Source organism: Sphingomonas kyeonggiensis, assembly GCF_014204495.1.
Lineage (GTDB): Bacteria > Pseudomonadota > Alphaproteobacteria > Sphingomonadales > Sphingomonadaceae > Sphingomonas > Sphingomonas kyeonggiensis_A.
This window is the reverse complement of sequence record NZ_JACHLN010000004.1, coordinates 172198-192512: the sequence shown is the minus strand read 5'-3', so window position 1 is coordinate 192512 and position 20315 is coordinate 172198. Positions and strand designations below refer to the sequence as shown.

18 protein-coding genes are annotated in these 20315 nt (G+C 64.0%); 8 read left to right on the top strand and 10 right to left on the bottom strand.

What is annotated here, in order from left to right:
* Positions 1-115 precede the first annotated feature (115 nt).
* Both HNP52_RS19840 and HNP52_RS19835 read left to right on the top strand, forming a co-directional pair.
* On the top strand, positions 116-493 hold the full coding sequence (locus tag HNP52_RS19840) for a hypothetical protein (protein ID WP_260396277.1): 378 nt from the start codon (positions 116-118) through the stop codon (positions 491-493).
* Entirely contained in the window at positions 472-906 is a 435-nt protein-coding gene (locus HNP52_RS19835; protein WP_184169672.1) for a HEPN domain-containing protein, read from the top strand. Before HNP52_RS19840 ends, HNP52_RS19835 begins: the two co-directional genes overlap by 22 nt.
* Here the strand turns inward: HNP52_RS19835 and HNP52_RS19830 are convergent.
* The 10 genes from HNP52_RS19830 to HNP52_RS19785 form a co-directional block, all read right to left on the bottom strand.
* Positions 879-1103, bottom strand: coding sequence for a DUF6117 family protein (locus HNP52_RS19830; RefSeq protein ID WP_184169669.1), 225 nt, complete (start codon positions 1101-1103; stop codon positions 879-881). The genes HNP52_RS19835 and HNP52_RS19830 overlap by 28 nt on opposite strands.
* Entirely contained in the window at positions 1100-1513 is a 414-nt protein-coding gene (locus tag HNP52_RS19825; protein ID WP_184169666.1) for a hypothetical protein, read from the bottom strand. Before HNP52_RS19825 ends, HNP52_RS19830 begins: the two co-directional genes overlap by 4 nt.
* Before the next feature lie 69 nt (positions 1514-1582).
* On the bottom strand, positions 1583-1801 hold the full coding sequence (locus tag HNP52_RS19820; protein WP_184169662.1) for a hypothetical protein: 219 nt from the start codon (positions 1799-1801) through the stop codon (positions 1583-1585).
* Between the two features lie 59 nt (positions 1802-1860).
* Positions 1861-4008: a ParB/RepB/Spo0J family partition protein gene (locus tag HNP52_RS19815; protein WP_184169659.1), complete on the bottom strand. Its 2148-nt coding sequence runs from the start codon at positions 4006-4008 to the stop codon at positions 1861-1863.
* Between the two features lie 141 nt (positions 4009-4149).
* Positions 4150-4533 (bottom strand): DUF2958 domain-containing protein, encoded by a 384-nt coding sequence (locus tag HNP52_RS19810; RefSeq protein WP_184169656.1) that lies wholly within the window; start codon positions 4531-4533, stop codon positions 4150-4152.
* Positions 4530-5489 carry an ArdC family protein gene (locus HNP52_RS19805; protein WP_184169653.1) on the bottom strand — a complete coding sequence of 320 codons (960 nt, stop codon included), beginning with the start codon at positions 5487-5489 and terminating at the stop codon, positions 4530-4532. The genes HNP52_RS19810 and HNP52_RS19805 overlap by 4 nt, the downstream gene beginning before the upstream one ends.
* Positions 5490-5738: 249 nt before the next feature.
* The gene (locus HNP52_RS19800; RefSeq protein WP_184169650.1) at positions 5739-6914 is read right to left on the bottom strand and encodes a DUF4238 domain-containing protein; all 1176 of its coding nucleotides are present in this window, start codon (positions 6912-6914) and stop codon (positions 5739-5741) included.
* A gap of 6 nt (positions 6915-6920) precedes the next feature.
* Entirely contained in the window at positions 6921-10442 is a 3522-nt protein-coding gene (locus tag HNP52_RS19795) for a DEAD/DEAH box helicase (protein ID WP_184169647.1), read from the bottom strand.
* The gene (locus HNP52_RS19790; RefSeq protein WP_409372661.1) at positions 10426-11139 is read right to left on the bottom strand and encodes a Hachiman antiphage defense system protein HamA; all 714 of its coding nucleotides are present in this window, start codon (positions 11137-11139) and stop codon (positions 10426-10428) included. Before HNP52_RS19790 ends, HNP52_RS19795 begins: the two co-directional genes overlap by 17 nt.
* Before the next feature lie 168 nt (positions 11140-11307).
* On the bottom strand, positions 11308-11937 hold the full coding sequence (locus HNP52_RS19785; RefSeq protein WP_221416571.1) for a DUF6088 family protein: 630 nt from the start codon (positions 11935-11937) through the stop codon (positions 11308-11310).
* 165 nt (positions 11938-12102) lie between these two features.
* Between HNP52_RS19785 and HNP52_RS19780 the strand changes: the two genes are divergently transcribed.
* The 6 genes from HNP52_RS19780 (at position 12103) to HNP52_RS19755 (ending at position 20264) form a co-directional block, all read left to right on the top strand.
* Positions 12103-12723 carry an AbiEi antitoxin N-terminal domain-containing protein gene (locus HNP52_RS19780; RefSeq protein ID WP_184169641.1) on the top strand — a complete coding sequence of 207 codons (621 nt, stop codon included), beginning with the start codon at positions 12103-12105 and terminating at the stop codon, positions 12721-12723.
* The gene (locus HNP52_RS19775) at positions 12716-13594 is read left to right on the top strand and encodes a nucleotidyl transferase AbiEii/AbiGii toxin family protein (RefSeq protein WP_184169638.1); all 879 of its coding nucleotides are present in this window, start codon (positions 12716-12718) and stop codon (positions 13592-13594) included. The genes HNP52_RS19780 and HNP52_RS19775 overlap by 8 nt, the downstream gene beginning before the upstream one ends.
* A complete protein-coding gene (locus HNP52_RS19770) occupies positions 13591-14421 on the top strand; it encodes a hypothetical protein (protein WP_184169635.1) in 831 nt (276 codons plus the stop codon). The genes HNP52_RS19775 and HNP52_RS19770 overlap by 4 nt, the downstream gene beginning before the upstream one ends.
* Positions 14418-15590 carry a HEPN domain-containing protein gene (locus tag HNP52_RS19765; protein WP_184169632.1) on the top strand — a complete coding sequence of 391 codons (1173 nt, stop codon included), beginning with the start codon at positions 14418-14420 and terminating at the stop codon, positions 15588-15590. The genes HNP52_RS19770 and HNP52_RS19765 overlap by 4 nt, the downstream gene beginning before the upstream one ends.
* Positions 15591-15666: 76 nt before the next feature.
* Complete coding sequence (locus HNP52_RS19760; protein WP_184169629.1) at positions 15667-16269, top strand: hypothetical protein; 603 nt, start codon at positions 15667-15669, stop codon at positions 16267-16269.
* A gap of 899 nt (positions 16270-17168) precedes the next feature.
* Complete coding sequence (locus tag HNP52_RS19755) at positions 17169-20264, top strand: TonB-dependent siderophore receptor (protein WP_184169626.1); 3096 nt, start codon at positions 17169-17171, stop codon at positions 20262-20264.
* Positions 20265-20315: the final 51 nt, after the last annotated feature.

Genomic DNA, 20315 nt, shown 5'->3' with positions numbered 1-20315 from the left:
CGCGGGCGGAACCCGGCCTGCCGCACCGGCTTCCGGCGGCGCGGATGGGACGCTAAGCTCTCGTAGGAAAGCAAGCCGCTGTGCCTCGCACCATTCGGGCGCGCTGCGCCGGATGATGAGCATGGGAGGCGAGATGAAGGGCAGCGCGATCGGCATTCTTGGAGCGGCATGTCTGGCGGTCGGCTTCGGCGCGGGCTTCGTGCTCCGGCCGGTGATCTCGCCAGTCGCCGCATCTCCGGCCGTCGCCGCCGGCGTCGCCCAACCGAGCGAGGATGAAGCCACCGCAGCCGTGCGGCGCCACCGCCTGTTCACGGGAACGTCGCTCGCCAACGCGACGCTGAAGCTCGGCGACTGCTCGCCGGGCGGCGTGGGCCCCGGCGTGACCTGCATGACGCAGATCGTGCTCGATCCGACCAAGCCGAACGCGAGCCCGCAAAACCGGCCGATCGGCTTTGCCCGCGTCAACGGGCAATGGGAGGTGGCGGTCTGGTAGAAGCGAACGAAGCGATCGAACGAGCCCGCGCTCTGCTAGCCAATGGCGAGGAGTTTCTGCCGTCCGCGGTTCGGGCGGAGACCGGCGATCCTCGCGACACCTGCTACATGACCGCGATCGCGGCCGAGCTTGGGCTCAAGGCATATCTTTCGAGCCAGGGATGGAGCGACGATCGCTGTCGCCGGAACATCCGCCACGATCTCGAACGAGGTCTGGCGAGCGCCTGCAAGTCCGGGATGGTCGGCGCAGGCGACGAACTGGCCGATGTGATCGTGGTGTTGAACACCTACTATCCGCGCCATGCCTTTGATCGCTTCGATGGCGATCGGGCCTTTGCGTCGAAGGCCCGCGCGGCCGTCGCGGGTCTCTTCGATGCCGTGCGCCCCTATGTCGAGGCCTCCGGCGGGCGGTAGATCTCGAAGGGATCACCCTCGGCGAGATGGCCGAACGGCGTGAAGACGAAGTCGCCGTCATCGCGGCCGACGGCGCAGATGACGTAGCGCGGCTCGCCCGTCGCCACGTCAGTGCATTCCATCAGCGCCAGGTCGCCGCTGCCCGCCGCGCGCAGCATCGTCTGGAAGTTGGCGCGGGCATGGTCGGGGATGCTCATCGCGCGCCTCCCTCGGCAAGCCGGTCGGCGAGCCAGCGTCCGGTGCTCGTCCAAGCGATCGTCTCGCCCGTGGCGAGATCCAGGACATGGGCGCCGCCCGAGAAGCCGTCGACAACGGGATTGGAAGCGATGCCGGCCCACTGGAATCCCCAGCGGCCGGTCAACCCGAACGCCTCGGCGCAGCGCGTCACGAATGTGATCGCAAGCTGCGGATCGGCGGTGCCGGGGTCGCGTATCCAGAGCCGTGATGCGCCGTGGTCGGGTGTCACCGACAGGTGAAACGGCTCGGCCGGCGGGTCCTCGCGGCCGTTGTCGGCCATCAGGGCGGCGTAGATGTCGAAGGCCCGTGCGGCATTGGCGGAGGTGCCGACGTCGAGCAGGCAGGAATAACGGGTGAAGAAATCGGTCATGGCGGGCTCCAGAAACGAAAAGAGCCCGGCGCTTGGGCCGGGCTCGGAATGGGTTCAGGGTGACGGCGGCTAGTAGCCGAACTGCCAGGATGGCCAGGCTTGGCCGTCGTCGGCGGCGCGGATGGCGTCGGCGAGATAGGCGGGATCGCCTTCGACGACGACGGGATCGCGCACCGGGGTTTCGTCGATGATCGTCAAGCGGCCGACGATGCCGTCCTCGATCTCGACATGCACGGGAACGAGGAACTGGAAGACGACGCGGCGTGGCGACGGGGTAGATCGCGGCATGGCGATGCTCGTTCGATCGGGGAAAGGACCGGAGCGGCCGAAGCCGCTCCGGGTGCTCGTTATTCGGCTGCGGCAAGGTGCGGTTCATCGGCGTCGGTCTCCGCCGTGACCTCCTCGTCGTCGCCGGCGAGGAACGCGGGCAGCGCCGCGCCATCGTCGTCACTGGTATCCTCGCCGGCCTCGACCTCCGGCGTGAGCGCCTCGGCATCGTCGATGAGACGCAGCGGCTCGGGCAGCCAGCCGGTCTCGGCCAGTAGCCGCTCGGCCTCCTTGGCCATGTCACCCTTCTTCAGGTGGTCGATGAGTTGCGCGGCCTGCTCGCCGACGCCCTCGCGGACCGCCTGCAGGATGCGGGGCTTGGTGACGCGGTTGAGGTAGTTGCCGAAGGTCGGGCGCCAGCCGGCCTCCACCAGGTCGAGGCCCGTCGCCTTCGTCAGGCGGTCGGCCTGGGCGAGCCGCATGTCGAGCGTGTGCTGCGACACGCCGCCGGCGCTGTGCGGGTTCGGCCGCTCATAGAGCGCGTTGACGCCATAGCTGACGCAATGCGCCAGCAGCGCCATCCGGCTGGCATCGTCGAGGCCCGCAAGCCAGCCCCACAGAGCATCGTCCTCCTTCGGGATGTCACCAGCCCAGGCGGCGTGGCGATCCTGGACCGCGCGGGCCGACGGGCTGTCCTTCAGCGCATCGTCCTGCGCCGGGAAGAAGATGTGCTTCACCCCGGCTTCCATGGCGCCCGTGTACATGCGGGTCATGAAGGTGTCCGAGACCAGCTTGTGGAGGAGCGCGGTCATGGCGACGTGCGGGTTCTCGGCGACGGCGTTGCGCAGCGCGAGCGTGCGGTAGGCCGTCAGCTCGATGACCAGGCGCTCGGGCAGCGGCTTGATCGTGTCGTCCTCGTCGTCCTCCGCCTCGACGGGCTGGCCGCCGATCGTGATGACGGCGCGCTGCACGACCGGCGCGCCGGGCTCGTCCGGCCGACCTTCGGTTTCGTCCCCATCGGTCTCGGCGCTGGGTTCGGGAGCCTCGTCCTCGGCCCGGACGTAGCCGCGATCGATGGCGACGCTGCCGTCATGAGCGATGCTGATGAACACGCCGGCGCGCGCGATGTCCTCGGCCTCGAAGCGCACTGGACGGGTCTCGAAGGCCGACAGCGCCGTCTCGATCTCGCCGAGCCGCTGGTCGACCTCGTCGGGCAGTTCGTCGGCGCCTTCATATTCCGCCTCGAGCTTCTGGTATTCGGCGTTGAGCGCCTCGATCGTCGCCTGTTCCTCGTCGGTCAGGTCGAGCGGCTCTCCCTGCAGCTCGCGCAGGCCGCGCGTGGCGTCATAGGGGAAGCCGACCGCGACCTCGATCCACTTCCAGCCCTCGGCGCCGATCGTCTCGGCCGTCGCCTTTAGCTTCTCGGCGACCAGCCGGTCGAGCAGCGCCGCGTCCTGCAGCCAGCCGCCATCGTCGGACTGGAACAGGTCGCGCATGACGATGCCGCCGGCGGCCTCATACGCTTCGACACCGACGAAGACGGCGCGCTTGTCCGAGGCGCGCACCGTCGTCTCGGTGAGCATGCGGCGGATCTGATACGGCTCCTTCGACCAGGCGTCCTTGATCGCCTCCCAGACCTGCTCCTGACGGACATGGTCGTCGGAGACGGTGAAGGCCATGAGCTGGTCGAGCGTCATGCCGTCCTCGGCATAGACGTCGTGCAAGGTGGGCGATGCGGCCGCGAGGCGCAGGCGCTGCTTGACCACCTGAACCGGCACGAAGAGCGCCGCGGCGATCTCCTCCTCGGTCTTTCCCTTCATCCGCATGTCCTGGAAGGCGCGGAACTGGTCCAGCGGATGGAGCGGGGCGCGGTCGATATTCTCGACCAGCGACACTTCCTCGGACAGGACCTCGTCATCGCGCTTGCGCACGACGCACGGCACCGGGGCGATCTTGGCGAGCCGCTTCTGCTTGACTAGCAGCTCCAGCGCTCGGAAGCGGCGGCCTCCAGCCGGCACTTCGAACATGCCGGTCTCCTGGCCTTCGGCGTCGACCACGGGCACGACGCTGAGGCTCTGGATCAGACCGCGACGCGCGATCGAGGCCGCCAGGTCCTCGATCGAGACGCCGGCCTTCACGCGGCGGACGTTGGACTGGCTGAGCACCAGCTTGTTGAGGGGGATGTCGCGCGAAGACGACAGGACGATCTTCTGAACAGCAGTAGGCATCGGGGATTGCTCCGCGACGGGCGGCCGAGAGCCTCTCTCTCGACCTCCAACCCGTCACGGAAATCCCGTCCTCCCTCTCACTCTCTACGTGCCGGCACCTCCAGGCGCGGCGACGGGAGACGCAGAACCGCCTCCACTGATTTACGGTTTTCCGGACTGCCCGGACGTCGTGCTTCGGTGGATGGCGTGAAGCACGCGCTCGGCCTCGCGGATGCCGCCGATCCGACGGGCCGTCTCGGCCCAGGCCGAGATCGGAAACAGGCCCTCGAACAGGATGTCGCGCTCGATGCCGAGACCGAGCGGCAGGCGCACGGCAATCATCTCGGCAAGGCTGAAGGAGCCGAGCTCGGGTTCGCCGAGATCGGCCAGGCCGAACAGGGTGTCGCCGTCCTCGTCGAGCTCGGTCGCGAGCCAAACGCCTTCGCCGAGCGGGTTGAAGAACTTGACCACGGGGATGTGGTCGGCGTCGCTGTTGCGGCCATTGACGAGGAGCCGCTCGCGCAGCTCCGAGGTCAGGAGGATCATGCGGCCCTCCTGTCGATCGCGGGCTCAGCCTGCATGTCGGTCCCGTCGGCCGGCGCGAAGCCGAGCAGCCAGTCGGCGGCCTTGCTCGCCTGGCTGGCAGCGCGGACGATGGCGCGATTGTCCTCGCGCAGCACCTCCAGCCAGGAGCCGATATAATCCGCATGACGCACGGTCGGCACGATGCCGAGCGAGGCGCAGCAAAAGGCGGCGTTCATCTCGGCGATCAGCTCTTCGAACGCGTACTTCTTGGTGCCGAAGCCGCCGGTCATGTCGCGGCCGAGACGGGACGGATGGCCGGTGGCGTGACCCAGCTCGTGCAGCGCGGTCCGGTGCCAGTTGATCGGTTCGAAATAGGCCTGGGGCGGTGGGACCTGTACATAGTCGAGCGCCGGCACGTAGAAGGCGCGATTGCCGCCAATGCGGAAGTCGATGCCGGTCGCGCGGATGAACGCTTCGACCTGGGGCTCGATCAGTCCCAGCGCCGGCGGCGGCGCGACGATCGCGACATCCTCCAGCAGGCCTTCGCACTGCGCGGAATTGAACACCGTGAAGCGCTTCAGGAACGGGATCGCTTGGGCTTCGTCGCCAGTCTCGCGGGCGCGCCGCTTTTCGTCGTCTGGCACGAAGCGGTCGGCATAGACGACAGTCGTGCCGCGCTCGCCCTTGCGGACATTGCCGCCCAGTGCGAGCGCCTGGCGAAAGGTGAGCCAGCTCTGGTTGGGAAAGCCATGCTCGATCACGGCGCCCCAGAGGATCAGCACGTTGATGCCGGAATAGTGCCGCCCGGTGGCGGCGTTCCGCGGCATGGCGAGCGGCGCCTTCGCCGCCGCGGTCCCCCAGGGCTGAACCCAGGGCACGCGGCCGGCCTCCAGCTCGCCGATGATCTTGCCGGTGATTTCGTCGTAGAGGCTCGCCCGGTCCTGGTCGGCGCGAGCGGTTGCGGTCTTTCTGGACATCGCGGATCTCCGCGACGGGCGCCGGAAGACTCTCTCCCAGGCTCTCAACCCGTCACGGCAAAGCCGGTCCGCACTCTCACTCTAGGGGGCGTTGCGGGGGTCTCCCCGCAGAAGGGGTCGGCCGAGACCGAACGCTCGGCCGCAGGGGAAGGCCTTCCCCTCAAAGGTAGAGTTGGTTTGCGGTAACCTCAATCCTACAGAGCAAATCGGTGATCCAAATCCTCGGATAACAGATGCCATGCTCCGAGCTTATGTATCTTGCCTGTTCCCGCGTTCTATCGCCGTTTCACCCGCGTTGTCATCGGGTGGCAGGTCTGTCTGGGTCGAAGCGGCCGCCATCTTGGCTTCGAGACGTGCGGCCTTATCAGGCGTATCGATATATTGCGACAGCACCGGCCGAGGACCGAAGACATTCCGGCAGATGATCTGAACCTCCTTTTCTCGTCGGCGCACTTCCGTGGTGATGGTGGGGACGACAGCGGCATGGGTACGTATCAGGTCGTCGCTCGACCGATTCGGGCCGATTGTCATGCGATAGGAAAACTGCGCAATGGTCCGATTGAGTTGCCGCACTTTCCGACTGTCGGAGATGTCGCGGTGCCGCGAGATGATGTTCACGGGTCCGCGTTTGCTGGAGCCGCGCACGAGCATGTCCGCGGAAACTGGAAAGATCAGCTCGACCTCACCGGAATGCTCGTAAGGCGTCCGCGCATGGAGCGGCTGGCGTGGATTGTAGCTGCAGACCGGATTGTCCGAAGTGAGGAACGGCGTGCTGGTCTTGTTGTGGAGCACCTCGAAGCCGAGTCGGAAGCAGAGATCGCCGAAATCCTTGAACTCACCGTTCATCGCCAACAGCGTTTCGTGCGGGTTGATTCCGATGGGCACGGTGTCGAACTGGCCGGCGTAGCGCTCAACTTCCGGAGGAAGTGCGCCGATCTCTTCAGCGATCTTGTGCTCGCTGCGGAGCTTGGCCTCGAGCATCAGGGCATGCCGGTCTCGGGTCGCAGGGACGCGAGCGCGCATGATCGTTTGCATGCCCAGGACGTTGAAAGAGATGGCGGGTGACAGCCGGCGAGCTGCGAGGGCTTGAACCGTTTCAGGCCACACGGTCTCGATCGTGTTCCACAAATCCTCGAAGCGATGGTTCTCTTGGCCGCCTTCGGGAAGCTTCTGCGAATAATAGTCTCGCTCGAACCCAATCGCCCGCGGGTTCATCGGGTGCGGGTCTTCGGGCGCCTCGCAACGGTAGACTTGAACCCGGCCCCGTTCGTCAGCGAAGCCGTCCATATAGACGGCCGAGATGAAGTGATGCCGGCGGTTGTTGCGGTTGGCGTCGCTACCCACGGGATTGAGAATGCTGAACGGCCGCACATCGTCATCGATGGGCACGTTGCCCCATGCGCCGAATATGGGCGGCTTCGTCATCTGCTCCTAAGCCCCCCACAAATCATCGGGGCCGAGATAGCTCAGATCAAGCTGGGCAACATTCTGAGCGACATTCGCTCGCACGAGGCCACGCCGATTTGGATTGAGCGGGTGCTGCAGCAGGCCGATCGCGTGCCCATCGGGCGCCAGCACTAGCGGCTGTCCATTCCGATGATAAAGGCTAATGGGCGTCCCTGGAGGCGCGGGGGCGGCGAACCATTGGACGTTTCCAAGATAGTCTCGCCGCGCCCAAGTCCGGTTGTCGGACGGCGCGAACTCCTGGATGAATTCGAGCCACATAGCCCGGGTCTCGACCGTGGGCCAATCTGGTTGGGCCGACCAGGCTGCGAGGCCAGGTGTGCGGAGCCAAGCTCGCAGTTCCGCACCGGTCGTAAACGTAGCGCCGGTGTCGACAACGACCTTGATGGCCGCGAGCCGTGAATTGAAGCCTGCCTGGATCAGAATCGACGCGGAGCGATTCATCGTGCCGGTTTCGACGGCCGGCACCGCCAAGCCCAGTTCGTGATCCTCCAGCGCCAGGCCGAACACACCAACGACATCGCCATTGGCGGCTGCCCGAACCCGCAGTGCCTCCATGGCCCAAGGCAGGCGATAGACCAGCCCGCCTTCGATGAATTGCAACGCGTCGGCTTCCTGACCGGCGACGATCGCGGCGAGCGGCTGCCCGAGCAGCCAGCAGCGCAGGATGTCTCGCCAGTTGGCCGGGAATGGGTCGGGCTCGAAGGGATAGAAGCTAAACACGCGCTCCGCGATCCCGGTGATCGCGGCGATCGCCGCCTCATGGTCCGACACCATGATTGCCGCGTTGGCCTGGATCAGGAGATCGTTTGCCTCGGCCGCGACGGCGTCGAGAGCATGACCAGCTTCGAGGCCAAGACCTGCGAGGAAGTAGCCGCGCCGCGTCGCGGCCGTGGAATTCGCCCAGATGTAGCGGCTTCGGGTGAGCAGCGTGGCGCGATAAGCCGCGCGCGAGGCGTCGTCCACGCGAAGCAGACGACGCTGCCAGAGCGAGGATTGAAGGATGTTGTCGAGCGCGGCTTCGATCTGGTCATCCGGCACGTCGGCTTCGCCGATGAGACTGAGGATGGCAGTGTCGAGCGTCGCCACATGGCGCTCCCACTCGTTCAATGCCCGCTCGCGCTTGTCGGCCTTTTCGCCGGCGACTTCCGGGAAGGTCCAGGCCGCGGCGTTGTTGACGACATAGTCGATGAGCTGATCGAGGTTCCCGCCAAGCCGCGCGTGCATACGCCTGAGCAGCGAAAAGATAAGCTGGACGAGCCCGCTCTCCATCTCGCGGGCGCCGAGATCCTCGATCAGTCCGACCCATTCGTCGTGCTTCTTGTTCTTTGCATCCTCAAAAATAGGATAGAGAACAAGGCCTTCGACATCGACGTAGGCACGGCCGGCGCGGCCAATGACGTTCTTGAATTCGGAGACCTTGATCTTCTCACCGTGGCGATAAAGCGAATGCATGACGACTGCAGTCGCCGACAGGTTCAGGCCCTGGGCCAGGGTCGGTGATGAGATCGTGACTTTGAGCACGCCGTCACGCAGGAGACGCTCGACTTCCTTGCGATAGGCGGTCGGCAAGGCCCCATGGTGAAGCGCCACGCCAAGCCGCAGGCATTTGAGGATGTCGCTCGCTGGACCAAGCCATTCCTCTCCGAGCGCGATAGCGGTCTGCAGGGCGGCCGGATCGACCGTGAGCAAAGACGCGAGCGCGCCGCGCGAGTGCAAGTCGACGATGACCTTGGCGAACGGCTCGACGCTCCGGCGCTCCGGGCAATAGATCAGCACCGTCTGGCCATCGCCAACGAGCCGCCACGCCGTCGCGAGGCTCAACTCCTGCTGGTTGTCCGGAAAGAGTCGGGTGCGCAGTTTCTTCGGCGGCACGAACAACGGTGGCGCCGCCCCGGTGAGGAAGCGAGGTACGAAAGGCTTTTCCTCGCCCACCCGAAGATTGAGCCGCGCCGTCGGCGAGTTCCAGGTCACTTCGCCGAACCGCAGGCGCGTAGGGCGCCAGTCGTGCTTGATCGGGCCTCCGGGCTGATCGCGACGCAGCCATGCCGAGAAGTCCTCGAGCTGGTCTCCATCAGGAAGAATCGCCGACAGGCAAACGATGCGGCGTTGATTGGCATCCTGACGACGTAGGAGGCGCTGAATCTGAACCTCGTACCGAACCTCGCGCTCGCCAGGTCCGATCATGTGGCCTTCGTCGAATACGAGAAGGCCGACGTCGTCGAGTAGCGATGGATCGTTCCTCAAGGCGAAATCGAGCTTCTCAGGGGTCGCTACGACGATGTCGCGCTCGCGAATGGCATCCTCATCGAAGCCGGACACGCCGATGCTGCCGTAGAGCGCGGAGATGGTCTTGCCGAGCGGGCCAAAGGTGCGCTGGAGCGTGGTTTCCGTCTGCGCCGACAGGGCGCGAAGCGGCGTCACGAACATGACCCGCCGCCCGCCGGCCAAACATCTCAGAATGGACAGTTCGCCGATCCGGGTCTTGCCGGCGCTGGTCGGCAGCGAGACGACGAGATTGTCGGTCTGATCGACGGCGCGCGATGCCGCCTCGGTCTGCGACGGCCAGAGGTCGACCTCGGCCCTCGGGCGGCGAGCGAGCAGGGCGATGAAGAGCTCGCGAAGGCCGGGCCATGGCACCGCAGCGCCACCGGCGGGGAGCAGCGGAACCTTCTCGTGGAAAGTATTCGACCAGAGATCGGAGAGCAGATGGATGGCGACCCGATGGACCCACCATTGCGGCAAAAGGTTCAATTCCGCGCAGATGTCGAGACTCTCGCGAAGCTGCGCGATCGCCCGGTCGACAAGGACCCGCTCGCCGCGATCCAGCGCGAGCAGGAACATCGCGAAGGCACCGAAGAAGGCATCCGTCAGGGCCAGATCCAGGCCCTCGAAGAGGAAGTCCTGCCCATCACGGTCGTCCGCATCGGCGGCGGCAGGCTCGGCGAGGCGCTGCTGAAAGAGCGCTGCAATGGTCGCGTCCGATCCTCGGTCGTCCAGGCGGAAGGCGTACACTCGCGCCCGCAGCTCGGTGATGTCTCGGCGCATCAACAGCGCGAGCGCCTGTTCGATGGGGGAAAAATTCTCCTCGGCCGCGACGATCGCGAGGAGTGAATAAGCGCGGGCTGACAGATGCGCGAGATGATAGCTCGCCGCCGCCATGACGAAATGGAAGTCACGGTCCGCTTCGGCGCGATTACCTTTCGCCATAACCGCCTCAAGGGCTGTCGCCGCCTGTTCGAACGCGATCCTGGCCTGACTCGGATCGCCGCCGAGATCGAGGAGGCGCAATCCCAGGCCAAGCAAGCCGTAGGCATAGCTGTGGAGATCGAAGCTGAGCTGTGGCGAGAAGGCAGGGGCGCCAGGAGGCAGGACACCGTCACGCCAGATCATGGCGCGCGCTTGGCCGCGCGCGATAAGCCGACCGCGAAAGCCCGTCGCCGCCGCATCGGTGATGGCGGCTATGATCGCTTCAGGGTTGGTTGGCATCGGCGATGACCTGAGCGTAGACGGCCCCTACAAAGGCGGCATGGCCGTCGACATGCAGGCCAACACCCCACTGTCCAATCGGACCGGGGTAGGCCTGCAGAGCCTGGGTCAGCAGCGCCTGCGGGGAGTTTCCGGAGAAGGTGAAGAGGAGATGCCGTACACTTTCAGGTGGGATGCCGTGTCGATAGAGCGCATCGTCGATGGCATCCACGAGCGGCATGTCTGTGCCTAGCTCCATCAGTCGAGCAGAGACGTAGGACAGTGCATGCGACGATGGCAGCCCACCATCTTTGTCCAGGCCGGTACGCGCCTCTTCAAGCGTTTTGGTGCGAAGGGCGACACGGCTCTTTGCCTCCGTCTTCAGGAAGCGCAAACGCTGTGTTGCCGGGTCGAGGATCATTCCAATGACGTCGTCGCCGCGCATCGCCATGTCACGGTGATCTCCCCAACGTAGCCGTTTGATGGGGGCGCGATAGCCGCTGTGCGCGTTGATCCATTCCGTCGCGTAGATCTCCCCTAGGTCTCCCGAGCGGATCTGCGGTGTTTGCGGCAGAAGGTCGGTGATCATCTTTGCCGCCCCGGCTTTTCCCAATCGTGCCAGCGCTCTCGCTATCCGTTCCTCAGCGGCGTAGTGAGCGGGCACCGCCGTGGCCGTTACCTGAACGCCGGTCACCGAGTCCGCGGGCCGGCCCGTCATGACGCGGACGTGGTGGTTGCCTACGGGCGTGTCAGCGGAGTCGCACCAATCATTGAATTGTACCATGCGCCTCCTCTTCAGCTCGGGAAGAGGTCGCGAACGCGAAGGAAGGGCATGCCGGTTTCGCCAAACAGCGCGGCGCGGTCCTTTGATGGAAGTAGGGCGACCTTATTCATCGACGTTGGCCGTCACTGTGCTGGCGATCAAGACGAGCGTGGGCCGCATCCAAGCCGGCGCCTGCACGGCAGAGGACGCGAGTGTCTTCTTGTCACTTGCCGAGAGTTGGCGTGCGGCGACTTGCGCAATGTCGGCCGCACGAACGGGACCGACATGGCGAAGGGCCTGAACGACCGTGCCGGCCGGGCTGCCCGGAGCGATCAGATGCTTCGGCGACGCATGCCGAAGATCGACCACGCATTTGCCGAATACCACACGCCGTGATGGGCCATCGGTGAGATAGGTGCTCTTTGCCGGCACCTGCGTCGTAAGCCCGAGCGCGTTTGCGGCGCGCGCGCCCGCGATCTGCGCCAGCGACCCGGTCTCGCGCGCCAAAGCATGCGCGACGTCGTCGGGAGCCGGCGAGAGTTGACCGAGCTTCGGGTGAACCTTCGGAAAATCGTAGAGACCTCGCGCGAGCCGACGCAACTTGCCGGCCTTGACCAGCCTAGACAGGGCCTGATCGACCGCCGCGCGCGCCGCCACGTTGAGGAAGTCGTTAGGCGTGTAGACGCCGCCGCGCCCGGCTGCCCGGGCACGCTTCATGATTCGATCTGGAACTGATGCGACGACTGCTTTCACATGTCAGAAAATAATGCATATTTTTCTGACATTCAAGCGGCCCAGCGGAGGTCCAATTCAACGTTCCGTTCCTCGCGGGAGGCTGGCCGTCTATTCTTGGCCGCCGCAGGGATGACGTGTGACAAAACCTCTGATAATATCGCGATCGATTAGAGGATTTGTAACATGCCATCAGCGCAAGATTCGCAAAAGACGAAGCTCAGAAGCCTGCTCAATGCGCGGAGCATGATGCATGCGCATGAACTGCGCGAGGCTGGCATCAGCGCGCAAACGATCACGCGCGCCGTCGAGAGCGGTGACATCGAGCGTATCTCGCGCGGAGTTTATCAGAAGCGTGACGCGGAAGTCGAAGAGAACCAGATCCTTGCTGAAGCCATCATGCGCGCGCCCAAAGGCGTGATCGCTCTGGTGTCGGCGCTCGCCTTCCACGGACTGACCGACCAAATGCCGCGGCGCGTTTGGATGGCGATCGGGACGAGCGATTGGGCGCCCGTGCAGTCCTATCCCCCGCTGCGTATGGTCCGCTTCACGGAGCCATATCTACGACAGGGCATCGAACATCATGCAATCGCCGGCCTTGACGTCCCGGTCTATTCGATCCCGAAGACCCTTGCCGACCTGTTCCGAAACCCCAAACTGGTCGACCGATCGGTCGCTGTAGAAGGCCTGCGCGCTGCTCTCCAGCAACGCAAGGCAACTCCGAGCGCAATCGCCCAGGCCGCGAAGGCCGGCGGCGCTTGGAAGGTGATGCAACCCTATCTCGAGGCGCTCACCTCCAATGGCTAAAGCACCGACGAATATGGCGAAGTCGGTCAAGGACCGGCTGCTCAATATCGCCCGGAAGGAAGGCCGCGCATTCGATATCCTGTTGGTGCGGTTCGCGCTCGAACGGCTGCTCTACCGCCTGTCAATCTCAGCGCATCGGGATCGCTTCGTCCTGAAAGGCGGCATGCTCGTCACGGTCTGGGTGACAGACGACAATCGGGTGACGCGGGATGCGGACTTTCTCGGACACGGGGACGCCGATCCTGACCGCCTGGTTGCCGACTTCGGAGAGATCATGGCGATGGAGAGCGACGATGGACTCGCCTTCGACATCGATGCGCTCGCTGCGACCGTCATTCGAGAAGAGATGGAATATGGCGGCGTTCGCCTCAAGACCGCAGCCTACCTCGAAAGGACCCGCATCCCCGTTACAATCGACATCGGCTTCGGAGACGCTATGGCCGATGCGACGCAGCGGCTCGACTATCCAGCCCTGCTAGATTTTCCCGCTCCGCAGGTTCGTTCCTATCCGCCCGCCACGGTGATCGCCGAGAAATTCCAGGCGATGGTGGCGCTTGGCGTCCTCAACGGGCGCATGAAGGACTATTACGACCTGTGGGCGATACCGCGCGCGATCGACATTTCCGCTGACGATCTGGATGCGGCCATCCGCGCGACGTTCGAGCGCCGCCGGACGCCGATCCCGAAAGAACGCCCACCAGGTCTCTCGGTCGACATGTTCGGCGACGAAGGGAAGCAACGGCAATGGCGTGCTTACGCCGCATCGCTCGAACTCGACGCTGTTTCGCTGGAATCGATCATCGAAGGGGTTTGGGAGTTGGTCGGCCCGTCATGCGCGCGGATCGTAGCAATAAACGAGAATGAGGCATGACCGAGGGCGTCGCCATCATTGACGTCTGGGACGTCGAAACCTTCGACAGCGAGTTGCGCGGGGATCTCGACGCCCACACCGATGTCATCCGCGATTACATGGTCACCTCGCGCCGCCAATGGCTGGAGCGTGAAGCCTCCGATCGCACCATGCCCTATCCCGAGAATCCTTATGCGGGCGAGTTCATGTGGGTGAAGGAGCATATCATGCGGCTGATGGAAGTCCGCACGATCCGCGCTTGGCACTATACCCGCCTGACCGACGCGGAAGTCGACGTTCTTCGACAAGGCGGCATTTATCCATCTAGCCTCGACACCATCCGATCACGCTTCGAGGCGCAAGTTGCTGCTGGCGCATTCAGCCAAGAGGTCGCAGATCGCTTTTTCGCCGACAGCCCGTACCAAAGCGATCAGCTCGACTCCCGCTCCGACAAGTTCTGGATGGTCTCGCATCCCGTCGACGTCGAAGACGGCGGCGTTGAATTGCTCCTCGAGAGCTGGGGCGGCGAGTCAGCCTATTTCTGGCAGCGAGATGCGGCACTTCAGGACATGCTGAAGCAGATCGGTCGGCCGCGTGTCCTGGAGATTGCCATGCCGCTCGTCCATTCCCGCCATGGTTACTCGGCGGCTGAGGCCGTGGTTGCCACTTATGGCCGGTTGCTCGGCTGCCGGCCGGACAAACATGCGTTCGACCTCTACACACATCAGCCGCTCGGTCCTGAGCATGTCCTCGCCGTTCATAGCGAAGGCGAGCCCAATTTCGGCGTGATGGCTCGGGGCTACCCAGCCGGCTTCGTCGACGTGAACCTCGGGCGGTGGGACGAATGAGCGGAGCGGACACTGCCCCCGACGCGGTAGCCTTTCTGCGCGGGATCGCTGGAGAACTCGCCGAAATCCACCGCGGCAGCGACTATTCACTCTGGCGCGGCGAGGCGAAGCACCGCGTCGATCAATATCTCTCCGGCGCGGAGCCGTTCTCCGATTTCGCGACGTGTTGGGTGTTCAGTGGTGACGGCGGCGGCTCAGTCGTTGGGGGCCGCTTCGGTGAATGGGCGATTGACCGGCTCGTCGAAAAAATAGCTCCGGAAGATATCGTTGCACTCTTCACGGACGAAGTGGCGCGGAATGCCGCAGTTTACGAGGACGTTTCGCCGGTGCTTGGCATCGAAATCAACGAGCCCTGTGAACTGGGCGATGGTGTTCGCCTTGTGCCGCCAGCGGCCGACATCTTCAGCGCGTTCGACTACCCTTGGCGATATTCGTGGCCGAGCATGCCCACCGGAACCGGCTTCCTCATCCAGTCCTACAAGGTAAAGCCAGCCTTTGAGCAACGTACCGTTGAAGCAAACGGGCCAGCCGGAAGCAGCATAACACAGCCCGCCTCAACAGCGCGTGATGCAATCCGCCGTCGTTTCCGGCTCGCCTGTTTGCTTGGCTCCAGTGGCGGGGTCGAGTTGCCGATGTCGGTAATTCTGTCGGATCGCCGCGTCTTGCTGTCGGCCGGTGGCACTATGTCAGGCCGTCCGTTTGCGGCTCACCCGCTCGTGGCTTTCCCAGCGGACATGGCGATGATCAAGACCGTCTTTGGGCAGCTCGCGGCATTCGCCGAGGGAGATAGTATTACGAGAGCAATCGACCGGCTCGGGCGCTCGCGGCTGGCAATCCATCCTGTCGACCGCGCTCTCGATTTGGGCATGGCGGCGGAAATCGTGCTGATGCACGATCTCGGAACGTCGAATACCGAAATCACCTATAAGATTGGCAGTCGCGCCGCCTGGCTCTTGGGCAAGAGTGCCGCCGAGCGCACCAAGATTTTCGATGAGATGAAGCATCTATATAAGGCCCGGTCGGACGCGGTCCACTCGGGTGTGCTTCCGCCGAAGTCCAAGGTCGATCTCGATCTCGCCGATCAGCTTGTTGTCCGTATCGTGCAAGCCATCCTTCAGCGTGGCAGTCTTCCGGATTGGACGAACCTGACACTGGGGGGCGAAGGCTGACGCGATCTTGTACGATCGACAGCAGTAAGACATCGGCGGCTCAAGTGGCCTACGAATGACTCAATAGGAATCGACGATGCGTTCTCTCACGGACTTCCTTGCCAGCCTGCCTGGCATCATGCCCATTAAGACCAGAAGGCTCGTTCTTGAAGGAGGTGTTCTATCGAAATCTGAGCGAGCCGACATCTATTCACGTGAGAGAAGTTGGCTCGACCTCGTTCTTGAGGTTGGACCTGATGCGGCCGCCGCAATTCTACTAGCGTACAAAGACGGGCGCCTTCCAATGAAGAGGGGCAATACGCCGACGGACGCACCGGCGGCAGAGGCTTATCTCGCGGAAGGAGACAAACTTAGGAAGCAAATCGCGGAGCAGAGGAGAAGGGAGCAGGCGGTCAAAGACCCGTCGCTGATTCTGGAGAGCGATCTTGTGGATCATCGCCTGATCGACAGCGTGTTTATCGCCAATATGGGCACAGGATCAGGTTCTATGATGTTGGCGGGCGTCACAGTGCATAAGGAGGTCATCGGCTACAAGAGCAACAGCGGGAAGAGTACCGGTTGGCGGGTCAGGTTTGACTGGACAGGCTCTGATGGTCAGCCCCGACTCTCCGAGACGATTCCTCCAGAGGCCGACAATCGACGCAACGATCCAGACCGAAACTGGGGCTTGCATGAATGATGGCGCGGCCAGGTGGCCATGCAGCAAGACGCTTCTCTCAGTTCGCGATTTCCCTTGCGGTGGATGGCCGGCTCTAGCGAGGCGTGATAGACTGCGCTGACGGTACTTTTTGAGACTGAATCGGGTGCGGCACCGGGCGCCGCGAGAGGAAAAATCGACCGACTGACCCCGATAGTCGGCGAAACCTCAAAAATATTTTTCTGGCGATTTTCCCTTTAAAATCAACAGCGTAAATTTTTGACGGCCTCAGTGTCGGAATTTGCCTGTTGCCGGAATAAATTTTGTAGTGATTTCAAGTGGTTATATTCTGTTTGAACAATCGAGTGGGAATAACGGACAAGAGCGGCGGCAATGGTGGGGTCCGGCGGCGGTTTTCGCTGCCGTGCCGCTGCCATTCCGTCGTTTCCTGAATTCCATTTAGCGGCGTCGGTTTCCCTCTCGGTCCAAACGGCGGGAGGCTGTGTGGCAATCGCCCCAGCGAGTGATCCATCCGCCGGGATCACCAAGGGCGTGCCGCAGCCCTCCACACGGATCCGATAACCAGTCCTGTGCTTCCATGGGCGGCAGGTCCTCAAAGGCGTGCCGCGGTCGGCCATTGGTCCCAGTCCGCTCTTTGCGCTCAATCGTCTCAGCAATTCGATGGTTCGTCGCATTGACGCTCAATCGGCTTGCGCGCGTTCATCAGACCTCCCGGTGCAGCCCTGCCTTTCAAGCGCGTGGCTGCCGTAACGCAGGGATCTGGCAAGACCTTCTGGCGTGAAGGACGGCGCAGACCAGCTTCTCCCTTCCGCTTCCCGAACGGCTCTCCTTTCCCGCGGTGCGACTCAGTCGTGCGGTGACGCCGACGCTTGGCCGGTCAGAAGCGAACAGCGCTCGCCCGGCAGATAAAAGGGACGATCATGACTTATCGAAGCGAGATGCTGGTTCGATTGTTGCACGGCTCCACGGCGCTTTGTGCACTCATCGCAACGGGCGCGATTGTGACGGCGCCGGCGCATGCGCAGGAAGCTGGCGCATCCGCCGCCGGGGCGAATACGACGACCGCTGCCCCTGCTGCCCTGCAGGCACAGGATGAAGCCGAAACGGCCGAGAACAATGTCGTCGTAACCGGCTCATTGTTCCGTCGGACCAATGCGGAGACTCCGTCGCCGGTCACCGTGCTGTCGGCGCAGTCGCTCGAGCAGCGCGGCCTCAACACCGTCGCCGAGGCGCTGCAGCGCGTATCGGCGGGCAATGCCGGCACGATTACCCAAGGCTGGAACAACGGCAACAACTTCGCCGCGGGCGCCAATGCCGTATCGCTGCGCGGCCTGACCGTGCAGGCGACGCTGAGCGTGTTCGACGGCCTGCGCATGGCGCCCTATCCGCTCGCGGACGACGGCCAGCGCAACTTCGTCGACCTCAACACCATCCCGAACGCGATCGTCGATCGCATCGAGGTGCTGCGCGACGGCGCTTCGTCGACCTATGGCGCGGACGCCGTCGCCGGCGTGATCAACGTCATCACCAAGAAGGAAGTGAAGGGGCTGCACCTCAACGCCTCGGCCGGCATCTCGCAGCTCGGCGATGCGGGCGAGCGCCGGTTCGACGCGACCTGGGGCTATGGCGATCTCTCCGAGGATGGTTTCAACGTCTATGTCAGCGGCGAGTATCTGAAGCAGGACACGCTGTGGGCGCGCGATCGCGGCTACCCGTTCAACACCAATGACTGGAGCCGGATCTGCAACGGCAGCGGCGGTTGCATGCACAACAACAACGGAAACGGTGTCAGCCCGGATGGGACCTATGGTCTGTCGGTCATGCCGGGCCTCGCGCTGGTTCGGCCGGTCACGACGGCTGGTGCGACCCTTGGCACGGGGCGCTTTTCCTTCCTCAACCCGGCATTGGGCTGCGGGCGCTGGACGCCCGTGCAACTCGGCGCCGCGCAACTCGATCCCGCCCAGGGCGGTTCGCCCGACGCGCCTGCCAATGGCCGTGTGTGCGAGGTGAACTTCACCGGTGCTTACGGGATGCTGCAGCCCGAGGTCGAGCGCTACGGCTTCTCGACCCGCTTCACCGCCAATCTGGGAGAGAACCACCAGCTTTACGTGCAGGGTAACTATTATCGCACCGATACCCTTGCCTCACAGAGTCCGTGGAACTTCCGGGACCGCCCGACCAGCCCGCGCAGCGGCGCGCTTACCTACAACGTCATCCTGCCCGTCTATGTCTGTGCCGCTGGCGTCGGCACGCTGAACGGTGTCGGCACGGGCTGCACCGCTGCGAATGGCACCCTCAACCCTTACAACCCCTATGCCGCCGCCGGTCAGACCGCGCAGATTTCCTTCGCCCCCGACCGGGTGACCACCGACGAGACTTCTGCCAGGTCCCTGCGCGGCGTGATCGGTCTGTCCGGCTCGTTCGGCGGCTGGAACTACACGGCCGATTTCACGGCCTCCAGTGTCCAGCTGGATCGCACGCAGAACGGCTATCCGATCCCGCAGCGCCTGATGGACGTCATTGCACGCGGCACGTTCAACTTCGCCAATCCGAACGCCACGCCGCAAGCGGTGTGGGACTATATCATGCCGGCGAGCGTAACGCGGTCGAACTCCGACCTGTGGCAGGTGACCGCGACGGTTTCGCGATCGCTTTTCGAGCTGCCCGGTGGTGCGCTCCAGACCGCGGGGGGCGTGGCGTACCGCCGCGAATCGATCAACGCACCTAGCGCCAATCCACAGAACGATGCGCATCCCTATGATCGCTACTACGGCGTCAACGCCGTCGGCACCGCGGGCAGCCGTAACGTCTTTTCGGCCTTCGGCGAGATCCAGGCGCCGATCGTCAAGCAGTTCGAGGTGAATCTCTCTGGCCGCTACGACAGCTACTCCACCGGACAGAAGAACTTCTCGCCCAAGGTCGGCGCAAAGTTCACGCCGATCCCGCAGGTCGCGCTGCGCGGCACCTGGTCGAAGGGCTTCCGCATCCCGAGCTTCAACGAGGCGTTCGGCCTGCCGACCACCGGCTTCGTCAGCCAGGGTGGCGGCAATTTCTGCACGCGCTTCGCGGCGTTCTGCGCGGCGCACAACAACAATGCCTATGCCACCCAGCAATTCTCCGTCGGATTGACGAGTGTCGGCAACCCGCAGCTCAAGCCCGAGCGATCGGAGAACCTCACGCTCGGCGCGATCTTCGAGCCGATCCGCAATGTGAGCCTCACCGTCGATTTCTGGCGGATCAAGGTGCGTGACCAGATCATCGGGCCCAGCGATATCGATCCGATCATCCAAGCCTATTATTCGAACAACGGCGTGGTCAACATCCCGGGCTATATCGTGACGGCGGGGAATGCCGATCAGGCCAATCCGAATGCGCTGCCGCATATCGGTACTGTCCAATCCTCCTATGCGAATGCCAACAGGCAGGTCGTTCAGGGCGTGGACCTGGGCGTCAACGCGCGCTTCGACATCAGCGACGGCGTGCGGCTGACGAGTTCGTTCGAAGCTTCGTATCTCGACAAGAACCACCTGACGCTGATCGACCCGGCTACCGGCGAAGTCGCCGATCCGGAGCAGTTCGAGGGTACGCTGAGCCCCTGCAATGTCACATCCTGCTCGGGCTCGCCGCGCTGGCGCGCCAGCTGGCAGAACACGCTCGAGTTCGGCGGCACGACCGTGTCGGCGACCGCCTACTACACCAGCGGCTACGACATGGGGCAGGTCGATTTCGGCGCGACGCCGGGCGATTGCCAGAGCGCGCTCGATTCGGGTGCGGCAGCCTATGACGACGGCACGCCGGTGCTGTGCCGTTCCAAGGCGATCTGGAACCTGGATCTGACCGCTTCGCACAAGATCAGCGACCAGTTCACCATCTACGCCAATGCGCTGAACGTGCTGGGCATCGCGGCGCCGTTCGATCCGAATGCGGGCTACAGCGCCTATGGCTTCAACCCCGCATGGGCCGGCCCGAACATCCTCGGCCGCTACTTCCGGCTGGGCGTGAAGCTGGACTTCTAGGACCCTGCTTCGGACCCAAAAAAGAGAGGGGGCGGTGCTTGCACCGCCCCC